The 19,727-nt window shown below is 61.8% G+C and carries 25 protein-coding genes; 14 read left to right on the forward strand and 11 right to left on the reverse strand.

Going from position 1 to position 19,727, the window contains the following annotated elements:
* The first annotated feature begins 67 nt into the window (after nucleotides 1-67).
* From OHD62_RS17720 to aat, 5 genes are all read left to right on the forward strand, one after another.
* A complete protein-coding gene (locus OHD62_RS17720; RefSeq protein WP_263784158.1) occupies nucleotides 68-871 on the forward strand; it encodes a DsbA family protein in 804 nt (267 codons plus the stop codon).
* Nucleotides 872-1,013: 142 nt separating this feature from the next.
* Nucleotides 1,014-1,448, forward strand: coding sequence for a type II 3-dehydroquinate dehydratase (aroQ, locus tag OHD62_RS17725; RefSeq protein ID WP_263784159.1), 435 nt, complete (start codon nucleotides 1,014-1,016; stop codon nucleotides 1,446-1,448).
* A 26-nt stretch (nucleotides 1,449-1,474) separates the two neighbouring features.
* Nucleotides 1,475-1,933, forward strand: coding sequence for an acetyl-CoA carboxylase biotin carboxyl carrier protein (accB, locus tag OHD62_RS17730; protein ID WP_263784160.1), 459 nt, complete (start codon nucleotides 1,475-1,477; stop codon nucleotides 1,931-1,933).
* Nucleotides 1,934-1,949: 16 nt separating this feature from the next.
* Nucleotides 1,950-3,293: an acetyl-CoA carboxylase biotin carboxylase subunit gene (gene accC / locus OHD62_RS17735; RefSeq protein WP_263784161.1), complete on the forward strand. Its 1,344-nt coding sequence runs from the start codon at nucleotides 1,950-1,952 to the stop codon at nucleotides 3,291-3,293.
* A gap of 17 nt (nucleotides 3,294-3,310) precedes the next feature.
* Nucleotides 3,311-3,928 (forward strand): leucyl/phenylalanyl-tRNA--protein transferase, encoded by a 618-nt coding sequence (gene aat, locus OHD62_RS17740; RefSeq protein ID WP_263784162.1) that lies wholly within the window; start codon nucleotides 3,311-3,313, stop codon nucleotides 3,926-3,928.
* Between the two features lie 12 nt (nucleotides 3,929-3,940).
* On the opposite strand, the gene OHD62_RS17745 is transcribed toward aat, so the two are convergent.
* The 3 genes from OHD62_RS17745 to OHD62_RS17755 all read right to left on the reverse strand — a co-directional run bounded on the left by OHD62_RS17745 (nucleotide 3,941) and on the right by OHD62_RS17755 (nucleotide 5,467).
* Nucleotides 3,941-4,327, reverse strand: coding sequence for a hypothetical protein (locus OHD62_RS17745; protein ID WP_263784163.1), 387 nt, complete (start codon nucleotides 4,325-4,327; stop codon nucleotides 3,941-3,943).
* Nucleotides 4,328-4,399: 72 nt separating this feature from the next.
* On the reverse strand, nucleotides 4,400-4,942 hold the full coding sequence (locus tag OHD62_RS17750; RefSeq protein WP_263784164.1) for a DUF2155 domain-containing protein: 543 nt from the start codon (nucleotides 4,940-4,942) through the stop codon (nucleotides 4,400-4,402).
* Nucleotides 4,943-5,068: 126 nt separating this feature from the next.
* Nucleotides 5,069-5,467: an NADH:ubiquinone oxidoreductase subunit NDUFA12 gene (locus tag OHD62_RS17755; RefSeq protein WP_263784165.1), complete on the reverse strand. Its 399-nt coding sequence runs from the start codon at nucleotides 5,465-5,467 to the stop codon at nucleotides 5,069-5,071.
* 211 nt (nucleotides 5,468-5,678) lie between these two features.
* Here OHD62_RS17755 and panB point away from each other — a divergent pair, with 211 nt between their 5' ends.
* The 3 genes from panB to OHD62_RS17770 all read left to right on the forward strand — a co-directional run bounded on the left by panB (nucleotide 5,679) and on the right by OHD62_RS17770 (nucleotide 9,044).
* Nucleotides 5,679-6,533, forward strand: a complete 855-nt coding sequence (panB, locus tag OHD62_RS17760) for a 3-methyl-2-oxobutanoate hydroxymethyltransferase (protein ID WP_263784166.1) — start codon at nucleotides 5,679-5,681, stop codon at nucleotides 6,531-6,533.
* Nucleotides 6,530-7,381 carry a pantoate--beta-alanine ligase gene (gene panC / locus OHD62_RS17765; protein WP_263784167.1) on the forward strand — a complete coding sequence of 284 codons (852 nt, stop codon included), beginning with the start codon at nucleotides 6,530-6,532 and terminating at the stop codon, nucleotides 7,379-7,381. The genes panB and panC overlap by 4 nt, the downstream gene beginning before the upstream one ends.
* Nucleotides 7,382-7,643: 262 nt before the next feature.
* Nucleotides 7,644-9,044, forward strand: coding sequence for an ArnT family glycosyltransferase (locus tag OHD62_RS17770; RefSeq protein WP_263784168.1), 1,401 nt, complete (start codon nucleotides 7,644-7,646; stop codon nucleotides 9,042-9,044).
* 61 nt (nucleotides 9,045-9,105) lie between these two features.
* On the opposite strand, the gene OHD62_RS17775 is transcribed toward OHD62_RS17770, so the two are convergent.
* Both OHD62_RS17775 and gatB read right to left on the reverse strand, forming a co-directional pair.
* Nucleotides 9,106-9,594 carry a GNAT family N-acetyltransferase gene (locus tag OHD62_RS17775; RefSeq protein WP_263784169.1) on the reverse strand — a complete coding sequence of 163 codons (489 nt, stop codon included), beginning with the start codon at nucleotides 9,592-9,594 and terminating at the stop codon, nucleotides 9,106-9,108.
* A gap of 4 nt (nucleotides 9,595-9,598) precedes the next feature.
* Complete coding sequence (gene gatB / locus OHD62_RS17780; protein ID WP_263784170.1) at nucleotides 9,599-11,098, reverse strand: Asp-tRNA(Asn)/Glu-tRNA(Gln) amidotransferase subunit GatB; 1,500 nt, start codon at nucleotides 11,096-11,098, stop codon at nucleotides 9,599-9,601.
* A 289-nt stretch (nucleotides 11,099-11,387) separates the two neighbouring features.
* Here gatB and OHD62_RS17785 point away from each other — a divergent pair, with 289 nt between their 5' ends.
* Entirely contained in the window at nucleotides 11,388-11,645 is a 258-nt protein-coding gene (locus OHD62_RS17785) for a YjhX family toxin (protein ID WP_263784171.1), read from the forward strand.
* A gap of 48 nt (nucleotides 11,646-11,693) precedes the next feature.
* On the opposite strand, the gene OHD62_RS17790 is transcribed toward OHD62_RS17785, so the two are convergent.
* Nucleotides 11,694-12,125, reverse strand: a complete 432-nt coding sequence (locus tag OHD62_RS17790) for a CBS domain-containing protein (RefSeq protein ID WP_263784172.1) — start codon at nucleotides 12,123-12,125, stop codon at nucleotides 11,694-11,696.
* A gap of 104 nt (nucleotides 12,126-12,229) precedes the next feature.
* Nucleotides 12,230-12,976 (reverse strand): rhomboid family intramembrane serine protease, encoded by a 747-nt coding sequence (locus OHD62_RS17795; protein ID WP_263784173.1) that lies wholly within the window; start codon nucleotides 12,974-12,976, stop codon nucleotides 12,230-12,232.
* A gap of 418 nt (nucleotides 12,977-13,394) precedes the next feature.
* Here OHD62_RS17795 and OHD62_RS17800 point away from each other — a divergent pair, with 418 nt between their 5' ends.
* The 3 genes from OHD62_RS17800 (at nucleotide 13,395) to OHD62_RS17810 (ending at nucleotide 15,675) form a co-directional block, all read left to right on the forward strand.
* On the forward strand, nucleotides 13,395-14,033 hold the full coding sequence (locus OHD62_RS17800) for a PAS domain-containing protein (RefSeq protein ID WP_263784174.1): 639 nt from the start codon (nucleotides 13,395-13,397) through the stop codon (nucleotides 14,031-14,033).
* 107 nt (nucleotides 14,034-14,140) lie between these two features.
* Nucleotides 14,141-14,758 carry a PilZ domain-containing protein gene (locus tag OHD62_RS17805; RefSeq protein ID WP_263784175.1) on the forward strand — a complete coding sequence of 206 codons (618 nt, stop codon included), beginning with the start codon at nucleotides 14,141-14,143 and terminating at the stop codon, nucleotides 14,756-14,758.
* A 308-nt stretch (nucleotides 14,759-15,066) separates the two neighbouring features.
* The gene (locus OHD62_RS17810) at nucleotides 15,067-15,675 is read left to right on the forward strand and encodes a transglutaminase-like cysteine peptidase (protein ID WP_263784176.1); all 609 of its coding nucleotides are present in this window, start codon (nucleotides 15,067-15,069) and stop codon (nucleotides 15,673-15,675) included.
* A gap of 120 nt (nucleotides 15,676-15,795) precedes the next feature.
* Here the strand turns inward: OHD62_RS17810 and OHD62_RS17815 are convergent, their stop codons facing one another.
* Together OHD62_RS17815 and OHD62_RS17820 are read right to left on the reverse strand one after the other, a co-directional pair.
* On the reverse strand, nucleotides 15,796-16,323 hold the full coding sequence (locus OHD62_RS17815) for a gamma carbonic anhydrase family protein (protein WP_263784177.1): 528 nt from the start codon (nucleotides 16,321-16,323) through the stop codon (nucleotides 15,796-15,798).
* 105 nt (nucleotides 16,324-16,428) lie between these two features.
* Nucleotides 16,429-16,830, reverse strand: coding sequence for a DUF6949 family protein (locus tag OHD62_RS17820; RefSeq protein WP_412177391.1), 402 nt, complete (start codon nucleotides 16,828-16,830; stop codon nucleotides 16,429-16,431).
* A 73-nt stretch (nucleotides 16,831-16,903) separates the two neighbouring features.
* Here OHD62_RS17820 and OHD62_RS17825 point away from each other — a divergent pair, with 73 nt between their 5' ends.
* Nucleotides 16,904-17,635: a hypothetical protein gene (locus OHD62_RS17825; protein ID WP_263784178.1), complete on the forward strand. Its 732-nt coding sequence runs from the start codon at nucleotides 16,904-16,906 to the stop codon at nucleotides 17,633-17,635.
* Between the two features lie 52 nt (nucleotides 17,636-17,687).
* Here OHD62_RS17825 and OHD62_RS17830 read toward each other — a convergent pair whose 3' ends face one another.
* Together OHD62_RS17830 and cysE are read right to left on the reverse strand one after the other, a co-directional pair.
* Nucleotides 17,688-17,891 carry a DUF3126 family protein gene (locus OHD62_RS17830; protein WP_263784179.1) on the reverse strand — a complete coding sequence of 68 codons (204 nt, stop codon included), beginning with the start codon at nucleotides 17,889-17,891 and terminating at the stop codon, nucleotides 17,688-17,690.
* A gap of 239 nt (nucleotides 17,892-18,130) precedes the next feature.
* Nucleotides 18,131-18,979 (reverse strand): serine O-acetyltransferase, encoded by an 849-nt coding sequence (gene cysE, locus OHD62_RS17835; protein WP_263784180.1) that lies wholly within the window; start codon nucleotides 18,977-18,979, stop codon nucleotides 18,131-18,133.
* Between the two features lie 128 nt (nucleotides 18,980-19,107).
* On the opposite strand from cysE, the gene OHD62_RS17840 reads away from it, so the two are divergent.
* Nucleotides 19,108-19,722: a hypothetical protein gene (locus OHD62_RS17840; protein WP_263784182.1), complete on the forward strand. Its 615-nt coding sequence runs from the start codon at nucleotides 19,108-19,110 to the stop codon at nucleotides 19,720-19,722.
* Nucleotides 19,723-19,727: the final 5 nt, after the last annotated feature.

Here is a 19,727-nt window from a genome sequence, read left to right on the forward strand (position 1 = left end):
ACATATAGTCAGGCCAATCGGTAGTCAGACCAATCGGGCCGGAAACCAGGCAAGAGGATTACGGATGATGAAAAAGGCAATTCTGCTCGGCACTACGGGAGTGGCGGTTGCTCTCGCCATGCTGGCTTTCGGATTCGTGGCCGGAAATCCGCAGACGGCAAAGGCCGATACGGCTCAACTCGCCCAAGCGATGCCTGGGGATACCAAGATCGACCGCGCGGAAGTCGAGGGCATCATCCGCGACTATCTCCTGAAGAACCCGGAAGTGCTGCTGGAGGTCCAGGACGCGCTCGAGGCCAAGCAGAAGGAAGAGCAGCGGATCGCCAGCCTCGGCGTCATCAAAAATGCCAAGGACCAGATCTTCAACTCGGCCTTCGACGGCGTCGTCGGCAATCCGAACGGCAAGGTCACCATCGTCGAGTTCTACGATTACAATTGCGGCTTCTGCAAACGCGCCATCGAGGACATGCAGGCGCTGACGAAAGCCGATCCGGATCTGCGTTTCGTGCTCAAGGAATTCCCGATCCTCGGCCCGGATTCGCAAAAGGCAAGCGTCGTCTCGATGGCTTTCCATCTGATGCACCCGGAGAAATATGGCGAGTTCCACAACGCGCTGCTCGGCGGCCAGGGGCGCGCCACCGAGGCCACGGCCATCAAGGTGGCGCTGTCGCTCGGCGCCGACGAAGCAGCGTTGCGCGAGAAGATGAAGGACCCTTCGATCACCGAAGCCTTCTCCAAGACCTTTGACCTTGCCAACAAGCTGGCCATCACCGGAACGCCCTCCTATGTGGTCGGCAACGAGGTAGTGTTCGGAGCGCTCGGCCAGGAAGTGCTGGCGGAGAAGATCGAGGCGGCCAAGGCCGCGCTCTGATCGGCACTGGTTTTCGCCGCGGGCCATTTCCCGCCTGTTGTGGACAGCGAAAGAACGCACTTGCGCTCTTTTCGCAGGCGTCTAAGCCCATTATAGAGGCCCAGTGCGCCGGCTTGAGGCCGGTGCCGGGAAAGGTCGGCATTTGAAAACGGTTTTCGTCCTGAATGGTCCCAACCTCAACGCGCTCGGCAAGCGCGAGCCGGGCATCTATGGCGGCAAGACGCTTGCCGCGATCGCCGAAGATTGCAAGCAAGCGGGTGCGGCGCTGGGGCTCGAGATCGATTTCCGCCAGTCGAACCATGAGGGCGATCTCGTCGACTGGATCCAGGAGGCTGGCGACAAGGCTGCCGGCATCGTCATCAATCCGGGCGCCTACAGCCACACCTCGATTGCCATTCACGACGCCATCCGCGCCGTAGCGCCATTGCCCGTCGCCGAAGTTCATCTTTCCAACATCCATGCGCGGGAACCATTCCGCCACGTATCCATGGTCTCGCCTGTCGCCGTCGGCATGATCTGCGGGTTCGGGCCGCTCGGCTACACGCTGGCGCTGCAGGCGCTGGCCGCACGCCTATGACCGGCCAACAAACAGAAGGCTCGAAAATGTCGATAAAGAAGACCGGTGTTGACCAGCAGCTTATCCGCGATCTGGCGGGCATACTGAACGACACCAACCTCACCGAGATCGAGGTCGAGCTGGGCGACCTGAAGGTGCGCGTGTCGCGACAGGCGCCGGCCGTGCATGCGGTTGCCGCGCCGCAGCCCGCCTACGCGCCGGCGGCGCAGCCCGCGGCTGCCGCGGCCGGACCGGCGGCAGCCGAAATGTCCAAGAACGCGGTGGCTTCACCCATGGTCGGCACCGCCTATCTGGCGCCGTCGCCCGACGCCAAGCCGTTCATCGAGGTCGGCCAGAAGGTCAAGGAAGGCCAGACGCTGCTGATCATCGAGGCGATGAAGACGATGAACCAGATCCCCTCGCCTCGCGGCGGCACGGTGACGGCGATCCTGTTCGAGGATGCGCAGCCGGTCGAATATGGCATGCCGCTCGTCGTGATCGAGTAGAGCCGGGAACAGCCAAATGTTCCAGAAAATCCTCATCGCCAATCGCGGCGAAATTGCTCTGAGGGTGCTGCGCGCCTGCAAGGAGCTCGGCATCCAGACGGTGGTGGTGCATTCGACCGCCGACGCCGACGCAATGCATGTCAGGCTCGCCGACGAGAGCGTCTGCATCGGCCCGCCACCGTCGCGCGACAGCTACCTCAACATCCACCAGATCGTCGCGGCCTGCGAGATCACCGGCGCCGACGCCGTGCATCCGGGCTATGGCTTCCTGTCGGAAAATGCCAAGTTCGCCGACATCCTCGCCGCGCACAACATCACCTTCATCGGCCCGTCCGGCGACCATATCCGCATCATGGGCGACAAGATCGAGGCCAAGCGCACGGCAAAACGCCTTGGCATTCCGGTCGTGCCCGGCTCCGACGGCGCGGTCACCGAGGAAAAAGAGGCCAGGCGCATCGCCGCCGAGATTGGCTATCCCGTGATCATCAAGGCTTCGGCCGGCGGCGGCGGACGCGGCATGAAGGTGGCGCGCAGTGAGGCCGAGCTTGAAATCGCGTTGCAGACGGCGCGTTCGGAAGCGGGTGCGGCCTTCGGCGATGACGCCGTCTATATCGAGAAATACCTGGAAAAACCGCGCCACATCGAGGTCCAGGTGTTCGGCGACGGCGCTGGCCGCGGAGTGCATTTCGGCGAGCGTGACTGCTCGCTGCAACGCCGCCACCAGAAGGTTTGGGAAGAGGCGCCCTCGCCGGCACTCAACGCCGAGGAGCGCGCGCATATTGGCGGCGTCTGCGCCAAGGCCATCGCCGATCTCGGCTATTCGGGCGCCGGTACCATCGAATTCCTCTACGAGAATGGCGAGTTCTATTTCATCGAGATGAACACCCGCCTGCAGGTCGAGCATCCGGTGACGGAGGCGATCACCGGCATCGACCTCGTGCACGAGCAGATCCGCGTCGCCTCGGGTGGCGGGCTTTCGGTGAGGCAGGAGGACATCAAGTTCAACGGCCACGCCATCGAATGCCGCATCAATGCCGAGGATCCGCGCACCTTCACCCCCTCGCCCGGCACGATCACGCATTTCCATACGCCGGGCGGGCTCGGCATTCGCGTCGATTCCGGCGTTTATTCCGGCTACAAGATCCCACCCTACTATGACAGCCTGATCGGCAAGCTGATCGTGCACGGCCGCAACCGCGTCGAATGCATGATGCGGCTGCGCCGCGCGCTCGACGAATTCGTCGTCGACGGCATCAAGACGACGCTGCCGCTATTTCGTGACCTTGTCGGCAACGCCGATATCGCCAATGGCGACTATGACATCCACTGGCTGGAAAAATATCTGGCCAAAGAGGAATAGCCATCAATAATGCCGCGATGACCCGTCCCTACGCGCCAGGCTATCGCATCCCGACAGATCTTCTGCTCAAGGCCTATGCCTCGGGCGTCTTCCCGATGGCCGAAAGTGCCAGCGACCCGGAAGTGTTCTGGGTGCGGCCGGAGACACGCGGCATCATCCCGCTCGACGGGTTCCATACGCCGAAGAGCCTGAGGAAGACGCTGCGGAGGAATCTGTTCGACATCCGTTTCGACTTCGATTTCGAGGCGACGATCGACGGCTGCGCCGAAAAGCGCGAGGAGCGCCGATCGACCTGGATCAATGCGCCGATCCGCGAAGCCTATGTCGAGCTGCATCGGATGGGTCATTGCCATTCGGTCGAAGCCTGGCGCGAGGACCGCCTGGTCGGCGGCCTCTACGGCGTCTCGCTCGGCCGGGTATTCTTTGGCGAAAGCATGTTCGCCAGGGAAACAGACGCCTCGAAGGCCTGCCTCGTGCGCCTGGTCGAGCGGTTGAAGGCGCGCGGTTTCGTGCTGCTTGATACGCAGTTCACCACCGAGCACCTCAAGCGCTTCGGCGCCGTCGATGTGCCGCGCGGCAGATATGAGAAGATGCTGGCCGAGGCGTTGAAGGGCGAAGCGGTGTTTTTCCCCTGACGAGCCGCTCAGTCAATTTTTCGCAGCAGGCTCCATTGGCGTTTGCGAATGGAACATCATTTTCCAGCCGTTGACGCGATGGACATAGCCGGTGCTGACCAGCGCCGCATAAGGTTCGCCATTCTCCCGCGTTGCATGCGCCTCGTAGGTCAGCATGACGATATCGCTGCCCGGCTCGATTATTCCCTTGAGCTCGATGTCGAGGTTGCGCCAACGATGTGGATTGGTTGCGGTCTTGGCGAGATCCGCATTGTCCATCGCCTGTGCCATCTCTGGAAATGCCACCAGGCATTCGGTGTCGGCATTGGCCGCATAGTAGGCCGAGTCGCCCGTCCAGAATCCCTTCTCGAGTTCCAGCAGCTCTTTCTTGCTGGCCGTGATCCGCTTGCTGTCTGACATCGGAGAGCCTCCCTGCGCATCGATGCGCGGTCGTCCGTCCTAACGCATGGCGCGTATAGCGGTTCCGGGGGATCAGTTGGTCTTGCTGGTGTCCGGCTCGGCGGTATCGGGGTTGGCCTTGGGTTTCCCGGTATCGACCTTGGCCGAATCGGGCGCCGGCACCTCCGACTTCTGCTTGCAGCCCTTGAGCCAGACGTCGTAGACGGCGTGCTCGACGGCATTGAGGCCGGGGCTTTCGGCAAACATCCAGCCGGTGAAGATGCGGCGGATCTTTCGGTCGAGCGTGATCTCGTCGACCTCGACGAAGGAATCAGTCTTTGGCTGGTCGTCTTGCGGCCGCGAATAGCAGACGCGCGGCGTCACCTGCAAAGCGCCGAACTGCACCGTCTCGTCGATATAGACATCGAAGGTGATGATGCGGCCGGTGATCTTGTCGATGCCGGCGAACTCGGCGACAGGATTGGTGATGCGATCCGACGCCGCCGGCGCGGCCGGCGCAGCCGGAGCCGCCGGATCCGGAGCTGCCGGAGTCTGCGCGGCGGCCACGCCAAAAGCGCCAAAAGCGACAGTGATCGCCGTCAGTGCGCCCATCGAAGTTCGGCCGAAAATGCTCATGCGGGGATACCGGTGGTTGCGCCCGGGGTGATTCTGTCGATCGCCAAGGCTAGTCGCTGCTGGAAGATCAGCAAGCAGCTAAACGCCAATTGTGGCGATAAAGGATCGATCCGCGTTGACGAGCGGCTATGACCCGGGCGTCCAGGCGTCGTAGTCGCCTGTCACCTGCGGGCGGTGCTGATTGGTCAGCACGGAACCCTTGGGGCGATAGGCGGCGGCACTGCCGGTGAGGTTCGGCTGATGCGATTTCTGCCAATCGCGTGGCTTGTAGCTTTCGCTTGGCGGCGCGACGTCGACGCGATGATGGATCCAGCCATGCCAGCCTGGCGGGATCTCCGAAGCTTCCGAATAGTTGCGATAGATGACCCAACGGCGCGTGCGGCCTTCTGAATCGACACCGCCCTCGTAGTAGACGTTGCCAGTCTCGTCCTGCCCGACTTCCTTGCCGTACCGCCAGGTGTGGAAGCGCGTTCCCAGCGTCTGGCCGTTCCACCAGGTGAAAAACTGCAGAAGGAAAGTTTTCATCCAAATCCTCGCGGCGGGCGCCCGTTGCCTGCTTATGGCGTCAGGTCATCGCGAAGGCAAGACTTTTGCCTGAGGTGCCGTACAAATGGTCGTTAGCAGGTAGATACCGGCCTTCGGTTCGCGGGGCGCATGCTTGCCAAGCTTGCCTCGTCTTCCTAAAGCTCCGCGCGCCCGATATGGCGTATGGCTGATTGGTTAAGGGAGATGAAGATTGGCCCCAGACGCATCCGACGCGGATCCGCGGATCAGCGCCAGCTCCGTTCGCCGGCGCAAGGGCGGCATACCGATCGTCTGCCTTACCGCCTACACCTATCCTGTCGCCCGCCTGCTCGACGACCATGTCGACCTGCTTCTGGTCGGCGACAGTGTCGCCATGGTCCTGCATGGCCACAAGACCACGCTCGGCGCCTCGCTGGAGATGATGATCGCGCACGGGCAGGCGGTGATGCGGGGTTCGGCCAGGGCCTGTGTGGTGGTCGACATGCCGGCCGGCAGCTATGAGGGCTCGGCGCGCCAAGCCGTCGCCTCGGCGCGGCGAATCGTCAAGGAGACCGGTTGCCAGGCGGTCAAGCTGGAGGGCGGCGTCGCCGTTGCCGGGCAGATCGCGGCGATCGTTGCGGCCGGCATTCCGGTCATGGGGCATATCGGCTTGCTGCCGCAATCGGTGGAAAGCGACGGCGGCTACAAGATCAAGGGCCGCAGCGAGGAGAATATAGCGGCGCTTTTTCGTGATGCGGACGCTGTCGAAAGGGCCGGCGCGTTTTCGGTGGTCATCGAAGGCACCGTCGAGACCGTCGCAGCCGACCTCACCCGGCACATCTCCATCCCTACCATCGGTATCGGCGCCAGCGGCGACTGCGACGGCCAGATCCTGGTCATCGACGATATGGTGGGCTTGACCGTCGACCGCGTGCCGAAATTCGTCAAGCAATATGCCGATCTGCGCAGCGTCATCTCTGGTGCCGCCGCCAGCTATGCCGCGGAGGTGCGAAACCGGACGTTTCCCGGTCCGGGCCATGTCTTTCCCGCCGCTACCAACAAGAACGATACGTTGGACAAGGCATGAGCCGTCCCCTCGTCGTCGACAGCGTGACCGCCCTTCGCGCGCAAATCCGCGACTGGCGTCGCGATGGCCTCAGCGTTGCGATGGTGCCAACCATGGGCGCGTTGCATGACGGCCACATCTCGCTGGTCGAGATCGCCCTCGAAAAGGCCGATCGCTGCGTGGTTTCGATCTTCATCAATCCGACGCAGTTCGCGCCGAGCGAAGACCTCGATAAATACCCGCGCCAGCTCGCCCGCGATCTCGAGCGGCTACGGCAAGTCGGCGCGCAGCTCGCCTTCACGCCCGATGTGACGCAGATGTACCCGGCCGGTTTCGCCACGAAAATCTCGGTCGGCGGGCCTACCGCTGGACTGGAGTCGGATTTCCGGCCGACCTTCTTCGACGGCGTCGCGACTGTCGTGGCAAAGCTCTTCCTTCAGGCGTCGCCCAACTGCGCGGTCTTCGGCGAAAAGGACTACCAGCAGCTTTGCGTCGTCCGGCAACTCTGCCGCGATCTCGACCTGCCGGTGGAAATCATCGGCGCACCGACGGTGCGCGATGCGCATGGCCTCGCAATGTCGTCGCGCAACGCCTATCTCAGCGAAGCCGAGCTGGATGTGGCGCGCCAGCTCAACGCTATATTGCGCCGGGCGGCGGTGACGCTTGCGGCCGGCAGCGATGAAGACAGTGCAATTGCCGAGGCCAGCCGCGCACTGGTCAAGGCCGGCTTCGACAAGGTCGACTATGTCGCGGCGCGCGAGAGCCTGACGCTTGCCCCCTGGCGGCATGGCCGCGACGGCCGGCTGCTCGCTGCGGCCTGGCTCGGCAAGACCAGGCTGATCGACAATGTAGAAGTTCCCTCGATCTAGTGCGAAGGCCCGCATCGGCATCTGGCGGAAGGCTACGGATGCGTGAACTGTCGCCACCACTGCGCTTGAACTGATCTTCCACCGGCAACCGGGTCCCAGACCGCATGTTTCGCGGCCCTTGCGGACCTCATTGTCAAAATCCGCAATGCTAAGCCGGCTTTGTTACAATTCGGCCAAAATCATGGTGCCGTCCTGCGCGCTCCAGAAGCGCAGCATCATGCCTGGCTGGAAAGAGACGATTTTCTGGCGCGGATCCTCAATCTTGATACCGGCACAAGTCGAGCGGCTGCTCCCCTATCTGTTCCTGCTTGCACTGATCTGCTTTGCGGTCGCTTTCCGGCCCCTGCTGCCTGTCGATGAAACGCGATATCTCAGCGTCACCTGGGAGATGTACCGAAGCGGACAGATCTTCGTTCCGACGATGAATTTCGCGCCCTATCTGCAGAAACCGCCGCTGCTGTTCTGGCTCGTCGACCTGGTCTGGACCATTTTCGGCGCCAGCAGGATCGCCGCGATGCTCGTCATCTTCGCCGCATCGTCGCTCGTTATCTGGCTGACGACATTGCTTGCAAGGGCGCTGTTTCCCGGTCGCGACGACATCGCAACCCGCCTCCCCTGGCTGGTCGCCGGAAGCACGGTCTTCGTCATTTACTCGACGCTGATCCTGTTCGACATGCTGCTGACGGCCTGCGTGCTCGCAGCGCTGTTGTCGCTTCTGGCTTTTGCCAGGAGCGGCAACCGCTGGCAGGCGGTTTTGGCGGGATTGTTCATCGGACTGGGCGTTCTGGCGAAAGGCCCTGTCGTGCTCATCCATGTCGGCACGCCCGTTCTGCTCTATCCATTCTGGCGTGATCGCCAGGGCGGACTGACGACGCCGAAATTCCTGGCGGGAGCAGGCCTAGCCATTCTCGTCGCATTGATTCCGGTGGCGATCTGGCTGGTGCCGGCGACCATCCTGACGAAAGGTAACTTCGTCTACGACCTCGTCTGGAACCAGTCGGCGGGGCGCGTCACTGGCAAGCTGCATGATTCCCATAGCCGGCCGTTCTATTTCTACATCCTGCTGATGCCGCTTCTGTTCATTCCATGGATTTTCGTGCCGCATGTCTGGCGATTGCAACTGCCGACGCGAATACGTGGTCTGATAGAGACCCGGTCAAAGGACTTGCCGGCACTGCGACTGTTGACGATGTCATTCGTGGCCATCGTGCTGATCTTCAGCGCGATATCCGGCAAGCAGCCGCACTACTTGGTTCCGGTCCTGCCTCTGGCAACGATCGTGTTCGGATATTTCATGGCGGAAGTGCCGCTCGCCAGTATCAAGGGGGCGGCCCTTTGCATGCTCGCCATATTCGGCGTCGGGCATGCAATCGCATCCGCCACCGCCTTCAAACGTTACGATCTCATGCCGCTGGCGAATTTCATCGACCAGCGAAAGGACGCGGACTGGGCCGTCGACTTCGACTACCAGGCCGAGATAGGCTTCCTTGCCCGGATTGAGAGGCCGTTCGAACGTATCGACAATCCTCAGGAATGGCTTCGCTCCCATCCGGGCGGCTATGTCATCGAGCAATCCCGCAAAGATCCCGGCACATCGGAGCAGATCGCATTCCGCCTTCGCGTGGACCGTGACTATTTTGTCGTCCTCAAGGGACAGCATTGAGAGAATGGCGAGAACCGTTCCAGCCTACTGGTGAGACGTGCCAGATGATCGACCGAACGACCTATCCGAGTGGTCTTTCGAAGATCAACGCCGGTAGCCCCGAGCCGCCGCCGCAATCGGCAGTGTTGCCGGCGGTCAGAAACCCTTGCGCACGGTAGAAAGCGATGGCTGGCGCATTTGCTTCTTCCACCTCGACACGCAGCGTTCTCGCTTCCGGAAAGCTGGCCTCGATCTCTTCCAGCAGCATGCGGCCGATCCCTCGCCTCTGATAGTCCGGATGCACGTAGAGCTGGTTCAACAGAACGATCTTCTGGTCGGTGGTGGCGGCGGCGAACACCATGCCACCGATGCGCTTGCCATCGTCCGCCACCAGGAATTCGGAGTTCGGCCGGGTCAACCGCGCCTTGAGAGAGGCGATCGAATGCCACTCGTCCGTGATCTCGGTGACCTTGGCGGCACCGTAGATGGCGTCATAGGTGGCGTGCCATGTCTCGACCAGCAGCGCCCGGATGGCCACCAGATCGCGTTCGCTGGCAGTACGGACGAACATTGCCCTACTCGATGCCGAGCTTGGCCTTGACGAGGTCGTTGACCGCCTGGGGATTGGCTTTGCCGCCCGTCGCCTTCATCACCTGGCCGACGAACCAGCCGGCCATGGTCGGCTTGGCGCGCGCCTGCTCGACCTTGTCCGGGTTGGCGGCAATCACCTCGTCCACCGCCTTCTCGATGGCGCCGGTGTCGGTGACCTGCTTCATGCCACGGCTCTCGACGAGCTGGCGCGGGTCGCCGCCCTCGTTCCAGACGATCTCGAACAGATCCTTGGCGATCTTGCCTGAGATGGTGCCTTCTTTGATCAGGTCGATGACGGCGCCGAGCTGGTCGGGCGAAACCGGTGCGTTTTCAATGTCTTCTCCAGCCTTGTTCAGAGCACCCAGAAAATCATTGATGACCCAGTTGGCGGCGAGCTTGCCATCGCGACCGGCGGCCACCTTCTCGAAATAGTCGGCGATCGCCTTTTCCGACACCAGGATCGAGGCGTCATAGGTCGAGAGCCCCAGCGAGGCGATCAACCGTGCCTTCTTGTCGTCCGGGAGCTCCGGCAGGTCTTTCGCCAGTGCGTCGACATAGGCCTGGTCGAACTCCAGCGGCAAAAGATCCGGATCCGGGAAATAGCGATAGTCATGCGCCTCTTCCTTGGTGCGCATGGAGCGCGTCTCGCCCTTGTTGGGGTCGAACAGCCGCGTTTCCTGGTCGATCTTGCCGCCATCCTCGAGAATGGCGATTTGCCGGCGCGCCTCATAGTCGATGGCCTGGCCGATGAAGCGGATCGAGTTGACGTTCTTGATCTCGCAGCGCGTGCCGAATTCGCCGCCGGGCTTGCGCACCGAGACGTTGACGTCGGCGCGCAGTGAGCCTTCGTCCATATTGCCATCGCAAGTGCCGAGATAGCGCACGATGGTGCGCAGCTTGGTGACATAGGCCTTGGCCTCGTCGGCGGAGCGCATGTCCGGTTTGGAGACGATCTCCATCAGCGCCACGCCGGAACGGTTCAGATCGACATAGGACATGGTCGGGTGCTGGTCGTGCATCGACTTGCCGGCATCCTGCTCCAGATGCAGCCGCTCAATGCCGACCTCAATGTCCTCGAACTCACCCTGCCGGTCGGGGCCGACCGAGACGATCACCTTGCCCTCGCCGACGATCGGCTGCTTGAACTGCGAGATCTGATAGCCCTGCGGCAAATCGGGATAGAAATAGTTCTTCCGGTCGAAGACCGATTTATGGTTGATCTCCGCTCTAAGCCCCAGCCCGGTGCGGATTGCCTGCTTGATGCATTCCTCGTTGATCACCGGCAGCATGCCCGGCATCGCCGCGTCGACCAGGCTGACATTGGCGTTGGGCGCCGCGCCGAAAGTCGTCGAGGCGCCGGAAAACAGCTTTGCCTCCGAGGTCACCTGCGCGTGCACCTCGAGGCCGATGATGATTTCCCAGTCACCAGTGGCGCCAGGAATCAGGCGTTTGGCGTCGGGCGTGCGGGTATCGATGAGGGTCATGGGAACTCGGCTGCGTATCGATTGGGTGCCTTTGTTTGCAGAATGCAAACGACAACATCTCGACTTTCGCTAGTGCAAACCGTTCCGCGAGACAAGCGTAAAGCCGCAGGCTGGCGTTTTCCGCCGCTTTCGCCTATATGCCGCTCATCCCAATGGAGAGTGGATGTCCACTTACGCACAGTCCCGGTAAGGCCCTGACCTCTTAGCGAGGCAGGGCAGAAAACCTGAAACCCCGTGCCGCGAAGCTTCGCGGCGGCGGCTTTTGTTGTTTTCCCGGGAATTCTATCACATGGACATTTCGCGCAGCGAACAGCGCATCCTGCACCTGCTTGCGCAGGGCGGGCGCATCGAAATCGAAAAGAACGAGAAGAAGCGGATCAATTCCGTCCAATGCCTGACCCGCGATGGCTGGCGCTATCCGGGCGTCGATCTCAATCTGTTCAGGAAACTCAGGCGCAAAAAGGCGGTTTCCTCGTCAGGCGGCGGACCTTACCGCATCACCCGGCGCGGGCTCGAACTGGTCCGCGCCGAACTCGACAATAAGTAAAGGCAACTCCGCCGGCCGACATCCGGTCGGCGGGTTTCTTTCGCAGCTTTACGCCGTGGCGATATAGGCCCTGATCTCCTCGGCCTCACGCTCGACATCCTCGATGCGCCGCTTCACCACGTCGCCGATCGAGATGATGCCGTCGAGCAGGCCGTCCTTTTCCACCGGCAGATGGCGGAAACGGCCCCTGGTCATGATCTCCATGACCTCGTTGACGGTGTGGTTCTCATTGCAGATCTTCACCTTGGGCGTCATCGCCGAACGCACAGCGATTTCGAGTGCGGCCGCACCTTCCTTGGCAAGCACCCGCACGACGTCCCGCTCGGAAAGGATGCCGACGATCTTGTGATCGCCATTGGTGATGACCAGCGCGCCGATCCTGTGTTCGGTCAGAATGCGAATGGCCTCGCTCAGCTTTTCGTTTGGCCCGCACGTCAACACGTCATGGCCTTTTTTCTCGAGAATTGCCTTAACAGTCATGGCGTCCTCCTCAGCTTTACTTGCCGGCTCCTGCCCTGGCCGGCTTTCACATTGTAGTGGACATCGTGCGCCGTGATCCGTTGCATTTCAAGTGCGCGCGGGCCTCAGACCGTGAACTCGTCCGCCTGCTGACGCCGATCAAAAAACCGCAGGCCGAAGAAGCCGGCGACGAAGCCGCCAATATGGGCCTCCCAGGCAATCTGGCCATCGACTCCGGGTGCGCCGATAAGGCCGGTGACGAGGTTGATCACCATCCAGACCGCGAGGAAGGTTACAACCCCGCGCGAGCGGAACACCTCGGCCATCGGCAGCGGCGCTCCGGCGAAGGCGGCCTTGCCTGACGATCGGTCGATGCGGAAGCCAAAGCGGGCGGCCGCCCCCATCATGCCCGATATCGCGCCCGACGCGCCGACCAGCGGCGCCTGGCCGAGCGGATGCACGGCCCAGAACAGCACCACCGCCGCCAATCCCGTCGCGGCGAAGAACAGGCTGAAGCGAAGGGCGCCGAAGCGGTTTGCCAGGGGCGAGCCGAAAGCGGCCAGCCACACCATGTTGATGGCGAGATGGGCAAAGCCGCCATGCAGGAAGGCATAGGTGAACGGGCTCGAAAATGCATAGAAATCAAGGTCGAAGCGACCGGAATAGCGGATCGGAATGAAGGCAGCCCGGATCAGCAGCGACAGGTCCTGCTCGTCGGTCAGTACATAGGCCTGGATCAGGTAAACGATAACGCAGATGACGATCACCGCCAGCACAATAGGCGGCAGATTGAACACCGGTTCACGGCGCTGCTCCTCCGGCTCGCGCGGTTCGCCCTGCTCGATGTCCGATGGGCTTACTGGTTCACTCATTTGCACTCGGTCCCAGGATTCGACTTCGCGAGCATCTAGGCCACGGCCGGCCAAATCACAAACGGCGAATCGTCCCCGCGACCCCAATGGGGGTGCGAATCAAAAACGGGCGCGAATCAAAAAGAAGCCGTCCAAGGTTTCCCTTGAACGGCTGGTCGAGTCCCCCGACCCCCAAAACTCTTGACTGAAGTTGCTGCCGATCGTCGCGAAACGACCGCTTCTGGAGTGGTTTTGGTGTGCCACAGGCCCCGTCCGGACGCAACGTAAACCACTTGTTAACCTTAACGGCCCCGACCCGTGAACAAGTGTTAACGACGCTGGCACGCATCCTGCTCGGCAACGCATGTAGGTCATCGGAGGGCGCCCCTTCTGTTCACCGATGGGACATCAGACGACAGAATGCGCGGAGCTGCATAGCATGAACCAGAACGGATCGATCACGCTGTTCCATTATTGGAACCGACTGCGTGACGGACGCCCTGCCCCGAAACGCTCGGAAGTCGAGCCCGCCGACATCAAGTCGCTGCTGGCCGACACGTTCATCCTGGAAAAGGATACGCGTGGCGAAGCGGTATTCCGGCTCGCCGGCACCCGGCTTTGCGCGGTCTATGGCCGTGAGCTGAAAGGGTTTTCCTTTCCCTCACTATGGCGTGATAAGGACCGGCGGCTCGTCGCAAGGCTGATCGATGGCGTCTTCGATCAGAAATCCGTGGTGCTCGTCACCTATGTGGGGTTCAGCCGCAACGGCCGCTCCAACAAGTTCGAACTGCTCGCCCTGCCGCTCGACGGCGGCATCGAAAATCCGCGCTGCCTTGGCGTGATAAGTGCTGCGGAAAAGCCCTTCTGGTTGGGTGCCGATCCGATCGCCGACGCCTTGATCGATTCGATCCGCGTCGTCGATCCGGAGAAGGAACCGGCGTTCCTAAACAACAGGCCGGCTATCGACGTACCCTCGCTCGCTCCCCTGGAGCTCGATCCGCCAGAGACGATTTCGGCGCTGGGTCACGCGCGCCGCATCCGTCATCTCGTCGTTTTCGACGGCGGGCGCGAGGAATAATCTTAAAGTAACGGGGGCAGGCTTTCCCCTTTGTTAACTTGCTTTGCTGTAGTTTTCCATGAAATTCCCGCATCACGCGCGGAATGCCAAACGGGGTGCAGGCAGTCATGAGGTCAGCGGCGGTCGAATCCGCGCCGTCCCAAGCCGAAAGGCGTAACTTTCAGCGCGTCCGCGTGAAGATCTACGGACGCTTCATGCTGGAGGATCGCACCGAATATCCGTGCCAGGTGGTCGACATGTCGCCTGGCAATGTATCGTTTCGCTGCGAGCGCATCGGCATGCCGGGCGAGAAAGTCATCGCCTATATCGACCATATCGGCCGCATAGAGGGCGTCGTCACCCGCACCCTGCAGGATGGCTTCGCGATGACCGTCATCGCGTCGGAGCGCAAGAAGGACAAGCTCGCCGCGCAATTGACCTGGCTCGCCAACAAGCACGAGCTCGACCTGCCGGAAGACCGTCGTCATGAACGCGTGGCGCCGCGCAATCCGACAAGCGTGCTTCAGCTTACCGACGGGCGCCAGTACCAGTGCCGCATCATCGACCTGTCGCTTTCTGGCGCAGCGATCGAAATCGACGTCAAGCCGGCGATCGGCGTCCAGGTGACGCTGGGCACGATGCGCGGCCAGATAGTGCGGCACTTCGAGGACGGCGTGGCCATCGAGTTCGCGGTCATCCAGCGGCCGGAAACACTCGATTCCGAGTTCAACGCACCCGGCATCTGAAGGACAGCAACACTTGCGCGAACCGAACCGGCCCATTTCGGCCGGTTTTTTGTTGGCCGGCGCCGGCCGAAGCGGTCTGCTTGCCGGCGCTCTGTCCTTTTGTTCGCCTTCGGGACTTTCCCAAAAACCGGAGCGAATTCGGTCGAGGCAGCGAATACGACCCGGCCAGGAATGCCTGATAATATCATTACTCAAATGATTCAAATTTTATGTTTATTCTACTGGCGTTTTACTTAATATCTACTCCGCTCTTTTGCGTCGAATAAATCCAGCCGTGTCATTGTCTCCTCAAACGGGGAGACTAAACAATGATAAAGACGAGGGGCAAGCTGTTGCTCTTGGCAATGGCGCTGCAGCTTTCCGCCTGGGGGACAGCAGAGGCAGCGGGACCTGCCTTCATGCATACCGGCGGCCGCACCACACAGCCGGTCGGTCATTACGAGTTCTGCCAGAAGCTGCCGCGGGAATGCAGCCAGAGGACGCCGAAGCAGGCGCCGATCGAGCTGACCCGCAAGCTGTGGGCGAAGATCGTGAGCATCAACAATTCGGTCAACACCAGGATCGAGCCGCGCACCGACATGGAACTGTGGGGCAAGGAAGAAGTCTGGTCCTTCCCCGACAGCGGGTTCGGCGATTGCGAGGACTATGCGCTGGAGAAGCGCCGCGAGCTGATGGCTATCGGCGTCCCGGCCGGCGATCTGTTGATGACGGTGGCGCGCCAGCAGAATGGCGACGGCCACGCGGTGCTGACCGTGCGCACCAGCCTCGGCGAGTTCATCCTCGACAATCTGAAGTCCAAGGTGCTGCCCTGGACCGCCACCGACTACACCTACCTCAAGCGCCAATCGAGCCAGAATTCGGGCGTTTGGGTAACGATCAACGACGGCCGCTCCGACGCGGTCGCCAGCGTCCGCTAGAAGGACGCGACGCAAAAACCCGGTCGAGTCCCCACCCTCCCCGTCCCCAACGACCGGGTTAGGAGCCGGCCCCGTCCCCGGGCCGGCTCCGCTGTTTTGTGGAACGGCATTGGATCTAGCCTACGCCTTCTTCAACCCCGCCTTGAAGCGCTTGGCGTTGGCGACGTAGTGCGCGGCCGAGCCGCGCAGCCTGGCAACCGCGGCATCGTCCAGGTCCCGCACCACGCGCGCGGGCGAGCCGACGATCAGCGAATTGTCAGGGAATTCCTTGCCTTCGGTGACCAGCGCGCCGGCGCCGACGAGCGAATTCTTGCCGATCTTCGCGCCGTTGAGCACAATGGCGCCCATGCCGATCAGACTGTTGTCACCAATCGTGCAGCCATGCAGCAGCGCGCGGTGGCCGATCGTGCAGCCTTGCCCGACGGTCAGGGGGTAGCCTGGATCGGTGTGCATGACCGTGTGTTCCTGTACGTTGGTGTCGGCGCCGATGACGATCGGCTCGTTGTCGCCGCGAATGACGACGCCGAACCAGAAGCCTGCATTGCGGCCGACCCTGATATCGCCGATCAGCGTCGCATCGGGCGCGATCCAATTGCTGTCCGCGTCCTCAAAACCGGGCGCCTTTCCGTCGATCGCATAGAGCGGCATTTTTCGCCTCCGAATCGTCTCTCACTAAGCTTATGCATGTCGTTATCGCAAAACCGGTGCACACCCTCGGGTCAAGCCCAGGGGGATGCTTTTGCGCGACATGCACTAAGTGTTCGCAGAGACTAGAAGCGTGCCGGCCCGGGACGCAATGTCGATCAGCGCGATGCCCAAGGCCAAGGCCCAGATCGTCGCGGTGCAGCCACAGGAAATCAGCGACATTGCCGAAATGCGGCCTTCCCGCCATGCGTCCAGGGCGTCGTTGGTAAACATCAGGGGACCGGCGCAGGCCGTCGCGACCAGCGAGCGCAGCATATGCTTCGGCGATACATAGGGTTCGGCAAAGGCAAGCCGGCGGCCCGCCATCAGCTCCATTGCCGATCCGACCAGGCCGCACGCCGTCAGCCCAAACATAAAAGCGAAGAGTGTGTGTTCGACCGGACTCATCTTTACCTTCCATTTACCATGAAATCGCACAGTCGCGTTCGACAGGCGCGTTGCAAGAGCCATGCCGCGCCTGATGTGCCGTCCTAGGACACCCAAAGGGGGACCTTGGGGCAGATGGCCGATGTCGGGGATCGTGATGAAGCAAGCAGCCGCCACTGAGGGCCCGCAATTCACTGTTGTCGATTCCACACTGATGAAGCGGGTGTTCTACGCATTCGCGACGCTGGCATTGCTTTCGGTGGCGATCAGCCTTGGCGGCAAATGGTTTGGCCGCTCTATCGCCATGGCCGGTTATACGGACGACACCACGATCCATGAGGTCGTTATCGGCAACAATGTCATCGCCGTGTCCGCCAATTTCATCCGCTTCGACCAGGCCCGACGCGACGGCATCGCCTCGCGCCTCGACCTCTATCTGCGCTATCCCGAGATGGACGGCTACAGCACTGCCGCGCGCGACGATTTCAACCATACCGGGCCCGGCGGGGACATCATCTTCCTGTCGTTCGAGCAGCAGATGATGTCGCGCGACATGAGCGGCCGTTTCGCGCCGATCTACAGTGCATTGATCGCGCAGCCCGGCACACCTGGCCCGGGCGGCACCACGCTCCACGGTTTCACCGAAAAATCAGGTTATCTCAACGAGGTGCTGGCGGTCGCCAACCGCCCTGGCAAGGATCCGTTCGTGGCGCGTTGCCTGAGCGGACCGAGTGCGGCGGAATCGCTGGCGCCTTGCGAACGCGACATCCAGGTCGGCGACAATCTCAGCCTCACCTACCGCTTTCCCAAGGAATTTCTGGGCGACTGGCAGGCGCTCGATAAGGCGATCGTCGCCGAGGCCACGCGTATCCTGAAGACCGGGCATTAGCGCGGCGCATTAGGGCAAGTCGGCGGAAGGGTCCGGCCGCCTGCAGCCGGGCTCAACCCAAATCGATGTCGAGGATCGCCATCGAGAAATTGTAGTCGCCGTCGTCCTCGTCCTTGAAGACGATGCCGAGGAATTCGTCGCCGACATAAACCTCGGCCGAATCGTCCTTGCGCGGCCGCGCCTTCACCTCGAGCTTGGGATTCTGGAAGACGCGCTTGAAATAGGCATCCAGCTTTCTGATTTCGTCCGGCTTCAACAGTTCTCTCCGATCGTCGGGCTTGCTAAAGCGCGCCGCGTCTCAAGAGACCCGTGCGGCGCGCTTTAAATCTTGTTTTTGTGCGTGTCGTTGTCCCAAAACCGCTGCGCACTTTGGGCGACATGCATTAGAGACGCGCTTCTGGCACGCCGACAATGGCGATGTAAAGGCAAGCCGGCGAGAGAAGCTGACGCCCCCAGCGCGGACAACCGGGTTCAGCCGCAGGTCTGCGCCCGACGTCAGATGTCGAAGCTGACGACATGCTCCATCGACTGCGACGGCAAAAGCTGGTCCATCTGCCGCGAAGGCTGGTCGCAGCCAGTCTCGCCAACGACGCGGGCCGGCACGCCGGCAACCGTTTTGTTGTGCGGCACGGGCGACAGCACGACCGAGCCCGCCGCGACTTTCGAGCAATGACCGATCTCGATGTTGCCGAGGATCTTGGCGCCGGCGCCGATCAGCACGCCGCGACGGATCTTGGGATGACGGTCGCCGCCTGCCTTGCCGGTACCGCCCAGCGTCACGCCGTGCAGGATCGACACGTCGTCCTCGATGACAGCGGTTTCGCCGACCACAAAGCCGGTGGCGTGGTCGAGGAAAATGCCCTTGCCGATGCGGGCAGCCGGGTTGATGTCGGTCTGGAAGACCGAGGACGACCGGCTCTGCAGATAGAGCGCGAAATCCTTGCGGCCCTGGTTCCACAGCCAATGCGCCAGACGATGGGTCTGGATGGCGTGAAAGCCCTTGAAATAGAGCACCGGCATGATGAAGCGGTCGCAGGCCGGATCGCGATCGTAATAGGCCTGGATGTCGACGCGCACGGTCGTCGACCAGTCCTTGTCGTCGGCCGCCATCGCCTTGAATGTCTGACGGATGAGATCGGAACCGATGTCCTGATGGTCGAGCCGCTCGGCCAGCCGATGGATGACCGCTTCCTCCAGGCTTTCCTGGTTGAGGATGGTCGAATAGAGGAACGCCGCCAGCAGCGGATCGCGGCTGACCGCTTCCATTGCTTCATCACGGATCGAGCGCCAGATCGGATCGATCGGCTGCACCATGCTGGGGCGGGCAATGGTAATGCTGTTCATCGAAACTCTCCGGACTGCCGGCTTGCCTATTCTCCGGCCGCACCTATAAGCCAGATCATAGCACGGGTGAACTCAATTTTCCTTAGTGCTTTGTCAAATGGATTTGGTTCACGGAAAATCAAGCGGCCATGGAAAACGAACCCTTGATCGACGAACCGCTGAAACGCGAGCTTTCCGCGCTCTATCGGGCAAAGGACCGTCACTATCACAACCTCGCCCATATCCAGGCAATGCTGGCGCTGGCCGGGGACTATCGGGCGTCGCTGCACGACCCTGAAGCGGTCGAAACGGCAATCTGGTTCCACGATGCCATCTACGACAGCCGGGCCAAGGACAACGAGACCAGGAGTGCGGCGCTTGCCGAGACAAAACTCGCCGGCCGCGCCAATGCGGAGCGCATGAAACGCATCGCGGCGATGATATCGGCCACCGCCACGCATGAGCTGCGCAGCCTTCAAAGCCGTGGAGACGAGAATTTCGTCCGCGACGCAGCGTTTTTCCTCGATATGGACCTGGCGGTCCTGGGTGCGGCGCCGGATGCCTTTGACGCCTATGAACAAGCGGTCCGTCAGGAGTATGGCTGGGTCGAGGAACCGATGTGGCGCGCCGGCCGCGGCGCGGTCCTGAAGACTTTCCTCGCCCGCCCGCATATTTTCCACACAGAGGAATTCCGGCAGCGGTTCGAGCCGCAGGCCAGGCAAAATATGGCACGGTCGCTCAGGGCACTCGGGCTGGACTCCTAAAGCGC

The sequence above is a fragment of the Mesorhizobium sp. YC-39 genome, assembly GCF_025753795.1.
In the GTDB taxonomy this organism is placed as follows: domain Bacteria; phylum Pseudomonadota; class Alphaproteobacteria; order Rhizobiales; family Rhizobiaceae; genus Mesorhizobium.

Excerpts from the sequence above, each read along its gene's own strand:
- OHD62_RS17805 (WP_263784175.1), top strand. The coding sequence starts at position 14,141 with ATGAGGTCAGCGGCGGTCGAATCCGCGCCGTCCCAAGCCGAAAGGCGT.
- cysE (WP_263784180.1), bottom strand. The coding sequence starts at position 18,979 with ATGAACAGCATTACCATTGCCCGCCCCAGCATGGTGCAGCCGATCGAT.
- OHD62_RS17815 (WP_263784177.1), bottom strand. The coding sequence starts at position 16,323 with ATGCCGCTCTATGCGATCGACGGAAAGGCGCCCGGTTTTGAGGACGCG.
- OHD62_RS17810 (WP_263784176.1), top strand. The coding sequence starts at position 15,067 with ATGATAAAGACGAGGGGCAAGCTGTTGCTCTTGGCAATGGCGCTGCAG.
- panC (WP_263784167.1), top strand. The coding sequence starts at position 6,530 with ATGAGCCGTCCCCTCGTCGTCGACAGCGTGACCGCCCTTCGCGCGCAA.
- OHD62_RS17785 (WP_263784171.1), top strand. The coding sequence starts at position 11,388 with ATGGACATTTCGCGCAGCGAACAGCGCATCCTGCACCTGCTTGCGCAG.
- accB (WP_263784160.1), top strand. The coding sequence starts at position 1,475 with ATGTCGATAAAGAAGACCGGTGTTGACCAGCAGCTTATCCGCGATCTG.
- OHD62_RS17840 (WP_263784182.1), top strand. The coding sequence starts at position 19,108 with ATGGAAAACGAACCCTTGATCGACGAACCGCTGAAACGCGAGCTTTCC.
- OHD62_RS17745 (WP_263784163.1), bottom strand. The coding sequence starts at position 4,327 with ATGTCAGACAGCAAGCGGATCACGGCCAGCAAGAAAGAGCTGCTGGAA.
- OHD62_RS17825 (WP_263784178.1), top strand. The coding sequence starts at position 16,904 with ATGAAGCAAGCAGCCGCCACTGAGGGCCCGCAATTCACTGTTGTCGAT.
- OHD62_RS17790 (WP_263784172.1), bottom strand. The coding sequence starts at position 12,125 with ATGACTGTTAAGGCAATTCTCGAGAAAAAAGGCCATGACGTGTTGACG.
- OHD62_RS17755 (WP_263784165.1), bottom strand. The coding sequence starts at position 5,467 with ATGAAAACTTTCCTTCTGCAGTTTTTCACCTGGTGGAACGGCCAGACG.
- OHD62_RS17750 (WP_263784164.1), bottom strand. The coding sequence starts at position 4,942 with ATGAGCATTTTCGGCCGAACTTCGATGGGCGCACTGACGGCGATCACT.
- OHD62_RS17800 (WP_263784174.1), top strand. The coding sequence starts at position 13,395 with ATGAACCAGAACGGATCGATCACGCTGTTCCATTATTGGAACCGACTG.
- aat (WP_263784162.1), top strand. The coding sequence starts at position 3,311 with ATGACCCGTCCCTACGCGCCAGGCTATCGCATCCCGACAGATCTTCTG.
- accC (WP_263784161.1), top strand. The coding sequence starts at position 1,950 with ATGTTCCAGAAAATCCTCATCGCCAATCGCGGCGAAATTGCTCTGAGG.
- OHD62_RS17795 (WP_263784173.1), bottom strand. The coding sequence starts at position 12,976 with ATGAGTGAACCAGTAAGCCCATCGGACATCGAGCAGGGCGAACCGCGC.
- OHD62_RS17775 (WP_263784169.1), bottom strand. The coding sequence starts at position 9,594 with ATGTTCGTCCGTACTGCCAGCGAACGCGATCTGGTGGCCATCCGGGCG.
- OHD62_RS17720 (WP_263784158.1), top strand. The coding sequence starts at position 68 with ATGAAAAAGGCAATTCTGCTCGGCACTACGGGAGTGGCGGTTGCTCTC.
- OHD62_RS17820 (WP_412177391.1), bottom strand. The coding sequence starts at position 16,830 with ATGGCTCTTGCAACGCGCCTGTCGAACGCGACTGTGCGATTTCATGGT.
- gatB (WP_263784170.1), bottom strand. The coding sequence starts at position 11,098 with ATGACCCTCATCGATACCCGCACGCCCGACGCCAAACGCCTGATTCCT.